Here is a 13,669-nt window from a genome sequence, read left to right on the forward strand (position 1 = left end):
CCAAAATCCGATTTGGAACGCCACCAGACCAATCCCCTTGCTCCCCGATGACGGCCGGCGGCAGATACCTGCGGCAACCCGGGGGGTAACGTCTACTGAATAGGCCGCCTCGCTACGGGAGTGGGGCGTCCATAATCAGAAGTGTTTCTCGATGTGCACGCGAATTGCGTTTGCGTCGACATCGATCCAGTTTAGCTCGCGGGCCAATTCAACCATCTTTCGGTAAGCTGTTGCCCAGGAGTTATCGTCATGCGGGGTGCCTGGCAGAACGGGAATAAGATCAACAGGTACCAGTGCATTGTCCCTGTCCGCGATGACAATCCCTCTTAAAGCAGGCGATCCTACAGGCGCTTCAGTCTTGAATACGAGCTTAAGCTTACGGAAATCGAAGGGATCGTGCAGGTGTAGGCCACGTTTACGTCGGTATTCGATGATCATTGCGATACGTTTCGAAAGAGTTGGCCGGACCGTCAATGTAGGTCGAGGCGATTGCTGCCACGCGCACAGGCCGATGCCGGTCTTGCCGAACGGGAGCTAATCGAGTCGGAGCGGAGGATTCTGCGTGCATCAATGCGTTCCGGGCCTAACGGCAGGCCGGTGCGATAGCAGCGCAAGGGTTGCTGCCTTGACATCGGACTGTCGCATCAAACTCTCGCCGACGAGGAAAGTTGAGACGCCTACCCGTGAGAGCCGCTGCAGATCGGAATTCGCAAAGATGCCGCTTTCGCAGACGGTTAAACGGTCTCGTGGAACCAGCGGCGCCAGCGCTTCTGTGATCGTTAGGGTTGTCACAAAGGTACGCAGGTTACGGTTGTTAATGCCAATCATGGGCGAATGAAGCCTTAGCGCGCGCTCGAGCTCCTCCCGATCATGGATCTCGATTAGGACGTCCATACCATATGAGTGTGCGGCGGCTTCGATATCGCGGGCAGCGCCGTCGTCGAGAGCCGCCATGATGATCAGGATGCAATCAGATCCATAGGCGCGCGCTTCGATTACCTGATAGGTATCGAAGATGAAGTCCTTTCGCAGTATCGGCAGACTTGTTGCAGCTCGCGCCGCCATCATAAAATCGAGATGTCCCTGAAAGGACTTCCCATCCGTCAGGACCGAGAGGCAGGCGGCTCCGCCGGCTTCATAGGCTTTCGCCAGCAAGGACGGATCGAAGTCGGCGCGAATGAGGCCTCTAGAGGGGGATGCCCTCTTTATCTCGGCAATTAGTGCGTACTCGCGCTCAACATGCTTGTTGCGGATCGCGCTGACAAATCCGCGTGGCGCCGGAGCACGCCGTGCGAGCGCCTCGACCTCTGATAGCGGAACTGCTCCCTTGGCGTAGATGATCTCCTCGCGCTTATAGGCCTCGATCCTGCTCAGAAAGTCCGACATTGGCTATCCCGTCGTCAAGCGTTTGACACTTCGATCAGACGCTTCAGTCGGGCCGCTGCGGCGCCCGTATCGAGTGATTGCTCTCCAATGGCGACGCCCTCCTTTAGGGTCTTGACGTGGCCGGCGACCACCAGCCCTGCTGCGGCGTTGAAAATCGCGATGTCCCGATACGGGCCTCGTATGCCTTCCAGCACGCGTTGTAGCGCCACTGCGCCAGCGTCGGCATCGCCGCCCTTTAGACTTTCTCCGCCACAACGAGTGAGGCCTGCTTGCTCCGGCGTCACCTCGAATGTGCGGATACTGCCATCGCTAAGTGCGGCGACTAGAGTAGGACCGGTAAGAGTCAGCTCGTCGAGCCCATCCAAACCATGCACGACCCAGGCCGACTCAGCGCCAAGAGTCTTCAGCACTTCCGCGAAAGGCTGCACCCACCGTCGCGAAAAAACCCCCACAAGCTGCCGCGTGATCCCTGCCGGATTGGCTAGCGGGCCCAGCATATTGAAGATGGTACGAGTCGCAAGCTCGGCCCGTGTCGAGCGGACGTGCTTCATCACGGGATGATGGATGGGCGAATACATAAATCCAATTCCAGCTTCGCGCACACACCGGCCAACGCGATCAGGATCCAGATCAAGCTTCACGCCGAGCGACGCGAGGACGTCGGCGGAACCTGAGCGCGATGAGGCCGCTCCGTTGCAATGTTTTGCAACTGGAACGCCAGCGCCTGCGACAATGAAAGCGGCACATGTGGACACGTTCACGGTGCCAGAACCATCCCCTCCGGTGCCGACAATGTCGATTGCCTCGGCGGGCGCGCTCACCCGGAGCATCTGGCTGCGCATGGCCGAAACCGCTCCCGTGATCTCCTCGACGGTTTCGCCCCGCACCCGCAGCGCCATCAGGAGCCCGCCAAGCTGTGAAGGCGTGGCCTCGCCAGACATGATTATTTGGAATGCTGATGCTGCTTCTTCGTGGGTCAATCCGGCGCCGGTGGCGACTTTCCCAATGCTAGACTTGAGGGAGTCCATGGTGAGTGCGAGCCCAATCTTGGTTGCTGCTGGTCGCGGAAGTTGCTGGGTGATCTGGTCGTCGGGTGGACGAAGGGTGTCGTCTGCCCTTCATCTCGCGACAAAAAGTCGAACCTCCCTCAGGAACTCACGACGAATACATCTATTCGCCGTGTTCCAGGCCATCGCAGCCGCGGGGAAAGACGGTGCCTTCGGCTGCGGCCGTTTCGTTCTTGCGCGGCGTACCGTCCGCCCGTGGCCCATGACAGTGTCCTGCCGCTCGCGTCATAAGTCAGAAGTCGATGCACACGGGGCCTTCCTCTATGCTGCTCTTTATAGGCCCAATCGCGCTAGTACCGTCGGGGCCAAATAGATCGAGGTTGGCGCCACGATAGCGTACAGGCTACAACCTGACGCAACGTGCGTTTCAAGCCCTGCGATGGCGTTCTAGCGGCTTATTCTGCCGGACGGTCGTCCACGCTCGCAAAGCGACAATCATCTGCCGACGCCAACCATGGACATGTAGAAGGATCACGCGAATTGACAGTCGCGAAGGCGAAGCGGCGATCTACCGGAATACCATCGCACGATGGCGATCGTTCCGATCAGCCAATTTCGAGAATGACATCAGGACCTACAATGCAGGGCCTGCGTCGAGCTCAGTGAAGCGTTGAGCGCCTCTCCACTTGGGCGATCGGCGCGATCGTTGATTCGCCGAACGACGCTTCAAATTCGACGTAGTAGGCATTGGCGTCGCGTTTGAGGTGACGCGAATAAGCTGTATCGGGCCGCGGAAATTCCACCGTCGCACTCACTTATCACTAGAGCGCAGTGCAGCTCTCCTAATGACGATCCAGGTCTGAAGGCAAGAGCCATCAGCGCTACGGCTGCAGGCCAACGTCAATCGGGGCAGCAAGCTCCCTGACGGGCGGGGAGGGAACTTAACTCCGCCAAAGACGTGTCCATATCGTCTCAGTGCGAGCGACTGTCAGGCCGGCTTTCTCGAGAGCATCCAAGATGTTCTCCGCAGCCACTCGCGGACTGCCCTGATGTTCTTTGTTGAGGTCATCCGATAACGCGCCGGCGATGAGTGCAACCGCTTTGTTGCGCCGCGGGCAGTCGTAATCGGCATACTCGCCGCAAGCACTACACGCCCTCACCGGTCGGCCAGTCCAGGGATCGTGCAAGGCGCTTTGGCACCATTTATTCGAGTGACATTTTGGGCACAGCATAGACGCAGATTCCTTGACTGTTGAGCTTCGCGCGATGTCGTAGTCGGCTGCACGACTGCTTTGGGCTCTACGTCTGCATCAGGGTTGGGCACAAGCCAGCCTGCAGGCGCCAGAGACGAGCAACACGATCGAGGCGTGCGCCGTAGAAACCCGACATATGGGAGGAAGCCGTTTCAAACTGGGCCGTGCGAAGCCGACTCAAGTCGAGGTTCGTGGCTGATTAAGCCTGGTGAGTGTTCGCTCTGCCGTCGAGCCGGGCGCAACGCCATACCTAATCCCTTAAAGTGCGCCCAGACCCAAGTCTTGCGGATTATACGCCGACGGTGTGTGTGGAGCTCTCCGACGCAGGGCCTCCTTCGTGAGTGGGAGCGAGCACGGCGCTTTGGCCGCGCGTCTGGGAATGCGAATGGCACGCCGGCTCTGGTGTAGCGGAGGAACATCGTGTCTTGCCTTCATCCGATCTCGATCTCCGGTGCCGCCACTACATTCTGAAGACGCCGTAATGGGGCGCCGCGATGGGCGCATTGAGCGAGGCGCTAAGAACGATAGCAAGGGCGGTCCTGGTGTCCACCGGATCAAGAATTCCGTCGTCCCATATTTCGGATGTCGCATAGTAGGCGTTCGACCGCTCCCGATACTCTTCCACAATGGGCTGACGAATGGCCGTCAGCTCCTCTTCCGAAAGTCGCCTACCCCGGCACGCCAATTGCTTTGCCTTGACATGTGTGAGCACGCCCACCGCTTGTTCGGCGCCCATTGCTGAGATCTGAGAGTTCGGCCAGGAAAACAAAAAGCGTGGGTCAAAGGCCCGTCCTGCCATAGCGTAGGTGCCGGCTCCATGGGAGCTGCTGCAAATGAGCGTGAATTTGGGCACAGACGCTCCAGCCACCGCCATGATCAACTTAGCGCCATCCTTGGTTATGCCTCGCCTTTCGTAGTCTCGGCCAACCATGAAACCGGTGGTATTCTGCAGGAAGAGAAGGGGTGTTCGGTTCTTGTCGCACAACTGAATGAAATGAGCACCTTTCAGTGCGCTTTCGCTTAGGAGCACACCATTGTTCGCCAGGACACCGATTTGATAGCCGTGGAGCTGTGCAAAGCCGCACACCAGAGTCTCGCCGTAGCAAGGCTGATATTCGTGGAAGCGACTGCCATCCACCAGACGGGCAATGACCTCTCGCATCTCGAGCTGCGCGCGTGGATCCCTTGGAAGGATACCATACAGTTCTGACACGTCGTAGGCCGGCGGCTCCGGGGCGGCCCGGTTGATCAGGGTCTTCGCGGGCTGATGGAAGCGAGCGATGAGGTCACGAGCGATCGCAATCGCATGTGCCTCGGACCTGGCGAGATAGTCGCACGTCCCCGATACGCGGGTGTGCACGCGGCCGCCACCAAGCTCTTCGGCAGTAACTACCGCGCCGGTGGCAGCCTTGACAACCGGGGGGCCGCCGAGAAAAATCGCTCCCGTGCCCTCGACGATAATGTTGTAGTCACTGAGTGCCGGAACGTAGGCGCCCCCCGCGGTGCAATGACCCATTGCGATAGCGACCTGCGGCACTCCCATCTTCGAGAGTATGGACTGGTTCCGAAAGATTCGTCCGGCATGGTATTTATCCGCAAAGAACTCGGCTTGCATCGGTAGGAAACCGCCAGCGCAATCACACAAATGAATCACAGGCAGGTGATTCTCGATCGCTATGTCCAAAGCTCGCACGATCTTCTTGACCGAATGCGGATACCAGGCCCCCCCTTTCACACTGGGATCATCCGCGTGAACGATAACCTCGCGACCAGCAACGATTCCTAGGCCAACGACTTGGGCCGCACTCGGCACCTCACCGTCGTACGCCCTGTTGCCAGCCAGCGTCGAGAGCTCCAGGAACGGCGTATCAGGATCGAGTAATGCCTCGATCCGATCACGAACGAACATCTTGTTCTGCTGCTGCAGCCGCTCGATTTCTCGCGCTGGCCGGTCGAAGCGGATGGCATGCTGGAGCGCCTTCAACTCGGTTGCAAGCCGCTTATTGTGAAGTTCGTTGGCGCGAAACCCTTCCGATCTCGGGTCTACCAGAGAGGCGATCCGCTGCATTCTAAATTCCTTCCTCTACAAGGCTAACAAGTACAGCGTCACGCTCGAAGCTTTCGCCTTCTTTGAAATGAATGCGGCTGACGACGCCATGCTTTGGAGCGCGTATGATGGTTTCCAACTTCATGCTCTCGATAGTCATCAAGGCTGCGCCGCCGGCCACGGACTGTCCCGGCACAATGTTGATGGTTAACACCATCCCAGGAATTGGCGCACGGGCCATCAGCTGATTTGTTTCCGGGCTAGCCGAAGCAGGGGCCCGCATGGGATCGCGATAACGCAAACTGCGCGCCAGGCCCCGCATATGCAAATGGACAGTCTCACCATCAACAACGAATCTAACTGGCTCGGACTCACCTGCTATAGTGAGGGTACCGCGACGCTCAGTTTGGCGGGAGAACCTCAGTGAGGCAATCACCTCATTCTCCAAGCGAAGGCGATATCCGTCTTCGTGGCGTACAAGCCATACCGGATATTCTACGCCATTGACTTCAAAGCAGTGTTTCACCTCAATTTCTCCAGCTTCCTAGCGCCGCGTGAAGCTCGGGTACAGCATCCGCGGAGTCTCGGACCTGTCTTGTCAGCAGAGCGGCTGCTGCCAAGAAGGGCGGCAGTGCGCCCCCCGAGCCACTCTCTGCAAGCAACGGATTCGCGTCGAGATATCCCGTATGAACTTGGCCGCGTAGAAATCCCTCATCCGCGAGGATGCGCGCCAGGGAGCTCGCGTTTGTTTCACAGCCGAGAAGTACCAATTCCCGGATAGCGCGACCTGCCTTCTGCACAGCTTCCAAGCGTGTGGGCGAATGCACGATAATCTTCGCGAGCAAGGGATCGAATGCGGTCGTAATTCTCTGACCTTCCGAGATGCCACTGTCGATCCGTATGTCGTCGCCCTCCGGATACTCGAGCATAAGTATCTTGCCGGTTGTGGGTGCGTACCCTCGTTCCGGCGCTTCTGCACACAACCGGACTTCGATCGCATGACCACTTTGCAAGATGTCGGATTGCGAAAATCCGAGTTTACAGCCGGCGGCGGCATAGATTTGTTCGGCAACAAGATCGATGCCGGTGATCATCTCGGTCACTGGATGCTCGACCTGTAAGCGCGTGTTCATCTCAAGAAAATAGAACTCTGTTCCGTCAAAAATGAACTCAACAGTTCCGGCATTATGATAGTTGGCTGCACGCGTGATTCCGACCGCGGCGTCGCACAATCGTTGACGCATATCGGAGGTTAACGCTGGCGAGGGCGTTTCCTCGATGATCTTTTGGAATCGTCGTTGGACCGAGCACTCCCGCTCGAAAAGATGCAAAACGTGTCCGAACGTGTCGCCGAGCACCTGAACTTCGAGATGCCGCGGATGTTCGATGTATCGTTCGACATAAAGCCGACTGCATCCGAAGTATCGCTGAGCCTCACTGCGAGCTTGCGCAATCGCGTCCTCCAGCGATCCGAGATCGCGCACAATCCGCATTCCCTTACCACCGCCGCCCGCCGAAGGTTTGACGAGCAAAGGGGCCCCGACTGCTCGCGCGCGAGATAAGAATGTCCCTGGATCGTCTTCTTCAACTGCGCAAGGTGCGACCGGAAATCCGTTCCGCTGGACGAAGTCGCGAGCGCGAATTTTATCGCCCATGAGTTCTATGCTTTCGGGAGCCGGACCGATGAAGGTGATGCCAGCCTTTATAACCGCGCGGGCGCACTCGACATTCTCTGATAGAAAGCCATAGCCAGGGTGAAGGGCGCCGGCCCGCGCTTTGTGAGTAGCAGCGATGATCTGGGCGATATCGAGATATGCCGCAATGGGTGTACGCCCGCTGAGTGGTATAGCGGCGTCGGCCATCGAGACCGCGGGAGTGTCCGCATCGATCTCGTGGTACACGATTGCAGAGCGAAGCCCGAGCTTGCGTAGGGTCTTGATGATACGTACAGCAATCTCACCTCTATTAGCGATCAAAACTGTATCAAAGGGCAATTGCTTCATTTTCCACATCTTCGTCAAAAGCCAAGCCGACTTAGCCCTCGTTTAACGGCGCTGTCGTCAGGTGCGACGGCGGCCTGCCCATGGGGTGCCGGCTTGGAAGAGTTGAATTGCTTCGGAGCCTGCGGGCCGAGGGACTCGGGGAGTTCCGATGGTCGAATTCGAGCTGCAAAAGGTCGTAACGCGCAGCTCTCTCAAGCCGCAGGTCGCCATTGATGCTTGATTACAGACGGCCCGGCCTGCTTACTTATGGAACTGTTGATCAACTGCGCGCGCTCCTGTTCGTTGGCATGGTCATCAGCCTCCTTGGCGATCAGCACGATGATCGCGGAAGGATGGTCTCCTCTCGCTTCTTCGCTGAAACCGAGCGCCACATGCGCAAGCTCCTTCTCGTTGGAGCCAAAGATCCGACAAGCGCGGCGTGAAATCTCACCGGTAGGCGCTGCAGGCGAAGAGCCGCGTCCGTCCGCTGGCTGATGTATTTGACGAAAGTCTCTAATCCCCAGCGCATCAAGCCAGGAAACCGGTGGGCATTGAAGGTGCGACGGACCTTTCGTGGAAGTTCTCCGGGACAGGCTGGGGCGGAAAGTGCGCAAAAGATTGTGAGACATTCGCGATTCTCATTAGCCGAAAGCCGTTGGGTGGCCAGACACGGTCGCGCCTGCGTTAAGATCCTACAATCTGACGCCACGTGCGGTTCAAGCGTTATGTCGAGATCGGTACATTCCACCAACGACAGGGTGGATAGAACGACAGAAGGCGTCATCGGTGGCCGCTGAGAGGCCCAAGTCGAGCGGTGCGGAGATATGAAGAAGCGAGTTCGCTGCGCTTGAATGCTTTGCGCGGCTCACCGAATACCAAGCTATCATAGAAAGTGATCGACAGACGGCGACAAGTCGGCAATGTGGAGCGCGGCCTGCGGGCTCTTACACAGGACACGTGTCGCATTGTCTTCTTCCATTAGATGCTGTTCGTCTGCATGAGCGTGAAGAGAATGTTCTGCGACGGCAAACACTGGCCGCGTCGTGCTGAAGCGGTCCTGCGGTCGCGAGGTTTCGGGGCTCTACAGATGTGCGGTCGACAATCAAGCTCCTTGCTGCCAGTGTGTCATCCACGTCTCCTCGTTGGAAGGCAATACACGGGACTTTGCAACACTGTTAGCCAGCCGTGACGAAATCAAGCCGAGCTGTCGTCTAGGAATGCTCCGCGGTTACACGACAGACCGATCGCTCACGTGTAAGAGCTTGTGGTGCTGGCCGCGGCGATCTTCCGAAAAGGATGATGCGGCCCGTCATGAATTCTTGAACAGCCGATTGATCCGCCTTTCGTCTTCCTGCCTATGGCACGGGTGCCGCCCCGCGTGAGGCTTAGGCGAAACGAAAAGCCGATCTTGACTGTACGACGGGTGGACTCGTTACATCCATTGCCGGTTGTCAACGCGGGCGACGTGCATCGGATACGATGCATACAAATGAACTAGAAGGGTCCTTGAGATCCCTTGATTCCGATCCTGTTGCGATTTCCGTTGCGGTGGAGCGATGCAGCTATATCCAGTGCGCGAGCGTTGTTTATCAAGGAGCGATACAAAATTGGTGATGGGGACCGTGAAGTGGTTCAATGCAATCAAAGGCTATGGATTCATCAAGCCAGATGAAGGCGGTTCTGACGTGTTCGTGCACATATCTGCGGTCAACAAAGCGGCGCTGAGCGAACTGCCAGAGGGAGGCAAGATTAGCTCGAGGCAAAACATCGGCAGAAAACCTGCGCATTGGTTAAGCTCTGCTGTCGTGAGCCTCGATGCCACGAACGTTGCGCCTGCACTACCATGGCAAGTCGTCGCGAAGGTATGAAAAGCTAAAAGCCAGCCTGCAGTGCCGCGTGCTTGACGCCTGACACCTTGCGCGGGACGGGGCATAAACAAGCCAGGCGCACGAGACATCCGCTCATTTGGTTCATCCGGACAGCTGGCCAGGATCTTGAAGACCCCTACCTGGAACTTCACGCCCCGCTGAGGAGCAAGCAGCGTCAGATGTGGCCGCAGGGACAGCGACATCGTGCCAGACCTGCCTGATCGCTCAAGTGTCGCGCGCAGCCTGTGCTGCCCCGCTGAAACATCTTTCATTCAATCGCACCGATAAGAAGACGGTAGCGATGGAAAAGCGCGCTTAGGAGGCGTGCAGCCAAGGCCGAAGTCGCTCATCTAAAAGCCTAGAAGGAAAGAGAGCGAGGGTCGCTCGCGCGAATGCCGAACCAGACTCCAAGAGGGCCACTCGGAGCGGGATCGGCCAGTTTTCCCGACCAGCGGCGTTGCGCCGACCAGGGACGACGACAGCGTTCGTGTTAACGAAGTAGTCGCGATGAGGTTGGCATGCAGGATGGCCTTCAAAGTCGTCGTGCCGACGGCTGTTCGTCCGCACACTCGCGCCACACGTCGGGTTTGCTTCCGGATGCGCGATCACCATGATCGCCAAGGCCGCTCTCGATCGCGTTGGAATCGAAGGTTGCGCCCACCGCGGCGCCCATATCTTCCGCTATAGCCTCGCTACAGAGCTTCTCCGATCTGGGGCGACCTTGTCGGAAATCGGACATTTGCTGCGGCACGAGAACCACGACACCACCTGGTTTACGCGAAGGTCGACATCGATGCGCTGAGAACATTGAGCCTGCCCTGGCCGGGAGGCGTGCAATGACCGATCAGCGCTCCGAACTCTATAAGTACCTGAGCATCCGCAAGGGGTTGGGATACAAGTACGAGCACCAGACCCGTCGGCTCGCCGACTTCGTCGCCTTCATGGAGAAGCGCAAAGCCAGCATCATCACGATGAAGCTGGCAATGGAATGGGCAACGCTGCCGCCCGATCGTCATGCATCCTGGGCGTTGCGATTGAGCGACGTGCGCGGGTTCGCGCGCCATGTCGCCAACTTCGATCCGAGAACGGAGGTGCCGCCCGTCGGCATGCTGCCTGGATGGAAGCGCGCCAAGCCCTATGTCTACAGCGACGCGGAGATCGATGCGTTGCTGATGGCGGCGCTGGCTCTGCCGCCAGCGGACGGGCTGCGCCGATGGACCTGCCATACCCTGTTCGGGCTGATCACGGTGACAGCATGCGCATATGAGCGTGATGACGTCGACCTCGACGCCGGCGTGCTGACGGTCCGGCTGACCAAGTTCGGCAAGTCGCGGCTCGTGCCATTGCATCCGACGACGAGAACCGCGCTGCGCGACTACGCCGATCGGCGCGATGCGCTGCTCGGATCACGCTGCGGCTCGACCTTCTTCGTTGCCGAACAGGGAGGCCGCTTGCTGCACCAGTACGTTCATCGCTTCTTGCGATTGTCCAGAGAGATCGGGCTGCGGCGCCCAGGTGATCGTACCGGGCCACGCGTGCACGACTTCCGTCATCGTTTCGCCATCCGGACGCTGCTCGACTGGTATCGCGAAGGCAAGGACGTCGAGCAGCAACTCCCAGCTCTCTCCACTTACCTCGGCCACGTCTGCGCGCGCGATACCTGCTGGTATCTCTCGGCCTGTCCCGAGTTGATGGAAGAAGCGGCGCGGCGTCTCGATCGGCGATGGGAGGTGACGCCATGAAGCCCGCCCGCAACGTCGCCACGTTGATCGAGCGCTTCTTCACCGATCGCCTCATGCGCCAGCGCAATGTTAGCGCCCACACGATCGGCTCCTACAGGGACACGTTCCGGCTGCTGTTCATGTTCGCACAGGAGCGGCTGCGGTAGTTCCCATCGGCCCTGACGCTCGCCGATCTGGATGCAACGTTCATCGGCGCGTTCCTCACCGATCTCGAGGTAAGCGCGGCGCCAGCGCGAAGACGCCTAACCTGCGTCTGACGGCCATCAGATCCTTCTTCAGGTTCGTGTCCTTCGAGGAACCGGCACACAGTGCGCTGATCCAGCGCGTGCTCGCCATACCGAGCAAACGCCACGACAAGCGACAGGTGCACTTCCTGACGCGCCCCGAGATCGAGGCGGTTCTCGCCGTGCCCGATCGAACGACGTGGCTTGGTCGCCGCGATCACACCTTGCTGCTGGTCGCTGCTCAGACGGGCTTGCGCCTCTCGGAGCTGACTGCACACGTACGATGCGTCGATAAAGGGCAGAAGGAGCGAACCACTCCGCTGACCACACTGGCTCGGTGTGCGCTCCAGGCATGGCTCAAGGAACCGTTGCGGAAAGGAGCAACGGCGTTGTTCCCCGACGTGCACGGGGGCCGGCTCAGTGCCGACAGCGTCCAGTCCCTGCTGGGAAAGCATGTTCGTGTCGCTCACAAGAGTTGCCTGTCTTTGAAGGCCAAGAGCGTGTCACCGCACGTGCTGAGGCGCAGCGCTGCGATGGAACTGCTGCAGGCCGGCGTCGACTGCTCCGTGATCGTGCTGTGGCTCGGTCATGAATCGGTCGAGACGACGCAGACGTACCTGCACGCCCACCTCGCCCTGAAGGAAGCTGCCCTGGCGAAGCTCAAGCCGTACGAGCGCGGCAAGCGAACCCGCTTCCAGCCGAACGACCGCCTGCTCGCCTTCCTCGAGGCGTTGTGAACGACCGAATGGAATGGGGCTGCCCTGCACGCGATCGACGGTGCCAGAGTGACAACGGCGTGCCACACCAAATCCGTTCGGCATAGTTCGGCGGCGGCATAAACCGCCAAGCTCAACGACATCGATCCACAGGCTTGGTTCGCCGACGTGCTGGCCCGCCTGCCGGATCATCCTGCCAAGCGCATTCACGAAGTCATGCCCTGGAATTGGCGACCTCAGAACGTCGCTCACGCCGCATAAGCGCGGTCAGCCACCCGCTCAAGACGACCTGACCAGGGGCCGTCACCGGACGCGTACCGCTGATCTCAAGTTCGGCCGAGTTTATGAAGGCGCACCGGAGAGCGCGGCGCCGAACTGCGCGCTCTCGCCGGCTCGCCCTATCGTTTCAGCGAATTTAGTTTTCCGTTTGATTTGCCGTCAGCTTACGGACAGCCAAGCTGCTTATCTGCGGAGTCAGGTCTAATGACCTGAACACAATGCAACAGCCATAGGAGTGTGGTCGTCATGGACGGTCGAATTAACAATTGGTCGGATGTTCCATCCGATGATGAGTATCGTTACGCAAGCTCCTCGGAGCACAGGAATGCCGACGATTTCGCGGACGCGCTCGGTAGAATGGGATTGCAGGATTCGGGTGCCAGCTCATCCTCGCAGCCGAGTTATTACCTCACTTCAAGACCTCCCGTTATTGAGATCAACCAAGCCCAATTCCGGGAACGGGTGAGGAGCTTTCATGGTGACGAAATCAATCATATCGCCAACAATCCGCAGGAATACTCAGAATTTGTGTCCGAAAGAGCTAGGCGCACCGCGGATGTCGCTACAAATTTCGGGATCCGAAGGGATTCTGATGCCGCCCGATATTACAGCTACCAACTAGGGAATAGGAGCGTCGGCCTCCAAAGAACGGAAGCCGGATTTCCTATGGCGACTGAGTTCACCAGCCAAGGGTGGCGAGAGCAGTTCCCCGGACGAACTCACGTCACATCAATCGTGGATTTTCAAGTTGCTCATCCGCTCGTCGGCAACGCCGGCGATATTCTGCTCGAGCACCAACTACGGCGAGACGGCGAACGGCCGCTGGTGAACTGGCGTCCTGCTAATGACGAAGCGAGAGCCCGTGCAGAACAAATGGGCTTCGTTGATGTAGATGGCAATGATATGGTACTTGATCCCACCCAGTCCAGACAGTGGAGATATAGGGATGGTGACTGGCAGCGCGCAACCAATTCTCCGGCGTATCTCTCCAAAGTCAAAACGCGGAGCGATGATGAACCTTCATCAGACTCCGACTCGGATGGAGACTTTATGTGACCTGAGATCTCCACCAATCCATTGAGGTGGAGCAGGAGCGCAGACCAACCGACACCTGCGGCTTACGATCGAGCCCTGGACGGAATGAAGCCGAAGCCAACTCGGCTCA

General features: G+C 58.6%; 10 protein-coding genes and 2 pseudogenes. 5 read left to right on the forward strand and 7 right to left on the reverse strand.

Annotation, left to right across the window (positions count from 1 at the left end; all coding sequences use genetic code 11):
• Window positions 1-135: 135 nt before the first annotated feature.
• The 7 genes from CVM73_RS21895 to CVM73_RS39305 all read right to left on the reverse strand — a co-directional run bounded on the left by CVM73_RS21895 (window position 136) and on the right by CVM73_RS39305 (window position 8,067).
• Window positions 136-438, reverse strand: a complete 303-nt coding sequence (locus CVM73_RS21895) for a hypothetical protein (protein ID WP_100233947.1) — start codon at window positions 436-438, stop codon at window positions 136-138.
• 129 nt (window positions 439-567) lie between these two features.
• Window positions 568-1,386: an indole-3-glycerol phosphate synthase TrpC gene (gene trpC, locus CVM73_RS21900; protein WP_100233948.1), complete on the reverse strand. Its 819-nt coding sequence runs from the start codon at window positions 1,384-1,386 to the stop codon at window positions 568-570.
• 14 nt (window positions 1,387-1,400) lie between these two features.
• Window positions 1,401-2,414 carry an anthranilate phosphoribosyltransferase gene (gene trpD, locus CVM73_RS21905; protein ID WP_100233949.1) on the reverse strand — a complete coding sequence of 338 codons (1,014 nt, stop codon included), beginning with the start codon at window positions 2,412-2,414 and terminating at the stop codon, window positions 1,401-1,403.
• Between the two features lie 1,692 nt (window positions 2,415-4,106).
• Entirely contained in the window at window positions 4,107-5,714 is a 1,608-nt protein-coding gene (locus CVM73_RS21910; RefSeq protein WP_100233950.1) for an acyl-CoA carboxylase subunit beta, read from the reverse strand.
• A gap of 1 nt (window position 5,715) precedes the next feature.
• The gene (locus CVM73_RS21915; RefSeq protein ID WP_100233951.1) at window positions 5,716-6,219 is read right to left on the reverse strand and encodes an acyl-CoA carboxylase biotin carboxyl carrier protein subunit; all 504 of its coding nucleotides are present in this window, start codon (window positions 6,217-6,219) and stop codon (window positions 5,716-5,718) included.
• A 1-nt stretch (window position 6,220) separates the two neighbouring features.
• Entirely contained in the window at window positions 6,221-7,696 is a 1,476-nt protein-coding gene (locus tag CVM73_RS21920) for an acetyl-CoA carboxylase biotin carboxylase subunit (RefSeq protein WP_100234040.1), read from the reverse strand.
• A 191-nt stretch (window positions 7,697-7,887) separates the two neighbouring features.
• The gene (locus CVM73_RS39305) at window positions 7,888-8,067 is read right to left on the reverse strand and encodes a hypothetical protein (RefSeq protein ID WP_146006643.1); all 180 of its coding nucleotides are present in this window, start codon (window positions 8,065-8,067) and stop codon (window positions 7,888-7,890) included.
• Window positions 8,068-9,282: 1,215 nt separating this feature from the next.
• Here CVM73_RS39305 and CVM73_RS21930 point away from each other — a divergent pair.
• The 5 genes and pseudogenes from CVM73_RS21930 (at window position 9,283) to CVM73_RS41520 (ending at window position 13,560) form a co-directional block, all read left to right on the forward strand.
• Complete coding sequence (locus CVM73_RS21930) at window positions 9,283-9,543, forward strand: cold-shock protein (RefSeq protein ID WP_100234041.1); 261 nt, start codon at window positions 9,283-9,285, stop codon at window positions 9,541-9,543.
• Window positions 9,544-10,379: 836 nt separating this feature from the next.
• Window positions 10,380-11,285: a tyrosine-type recombinase/integrase gene (locus tag CVM73_RS21940; protein ID WP_100233953.1), complete on the forward strand. Its 906-nt coding sequence runs from the start codon at window positions 10,380-10,382 to the stop codon at window positions 11,283-11,285.
• A pseudogene (locus tag CVM73_RS21945) lies at window positions 11,282-12,246 on the forward strand (tyrosine-type recombinase/integrase). Before CVM73_RS21940 ends, CVM73_RS21945 begins: the two are co-directional and overlap by 4 nt.
• Before the next feature lie 102 nt (window positions 12,247-12,348).
• Window positions 12,349-12,486, forward strand: a pseudogene (locus CVM73_RS21950) (transposase domain-containing protein); the annotation flags it as partial.
• Window positions 12,487-12,750: 264 nt separating this feature from the next.
• Window positions 12,751-13,560, forward strand: coding sequence for an effector protein NopP (locus CVM73_RS41520; protein ID WP_283809937.1), 810 nt, complete (start codon window positions 12,751-12,753; stop codon window positions 13,558-13,560).
• Window positions 13,561-13,669: the final 109 nt, after the last annotated feature.

It is taken from the genome of Bradyrhizobium forestalis (assembly GCF_002795245.1).
Taxonomy (GTDB): domain Bacteria; phylum Pseudomonadota; class Alphaproteobacteria; order Rhizobiales; family Xanthobacteraceae; genus Bradyrhizobium; species Bradyrhizobium forestalis.

Excerpts from the sequence above, each read along its gene's own strand:
- CVM73_RS21920 (WP_100234040.1), bottom strand. The coding sequence starts at position 7,696 with ATGAAGCAATTGCCCTTTGATACAGTTTTGATCGCTAATAGAGGTGAG.
- CVM73_RS21940 (WP_100233953.1), top strand. The coding sequence starts at position 10,380 with ATGACCGATCAGCGCTCCGAACTCTATAAGTACCTGAGCATCCGCAAG.
- trpC (WP_100233948.1), bottom strand. The coding sequence starts at position 1,386 with ATGTCGGACTTTCTGAGCAGGATCGAGGCCTATAAGCGCGAGGAGATC.
- CVM73_RS21895 (WP_100233947.1), bottom strand. The coding sequence starts at position 438 with ATGATCATCGAATACCGACGTAAACGTGGCCTACACCTGCACGATCCC.
- CVM73_RS21910 (WP_100233950.1), bottom strand. The coding sequence starts at position 5,714 with ATGCAGCGGATCGCCTCTCTGGTAGACCCGAGATCGGAAGGGTTTCGC.
- trpD (WP_100233949.1), bottom strand. The coding sequence starts at position 2,414 with ATGGACTCCCTCAAGTCTAGCATTGGGAAAGTCGCCACCGGCGCCGGA.
- CVM73_RS41520 (WP_283809937.1), top strand. The coding sequence starts at position 12,751 with ATGGACGGTCGAATTAACAATTGGTCGGATGTTCCATCCGATGATGAG.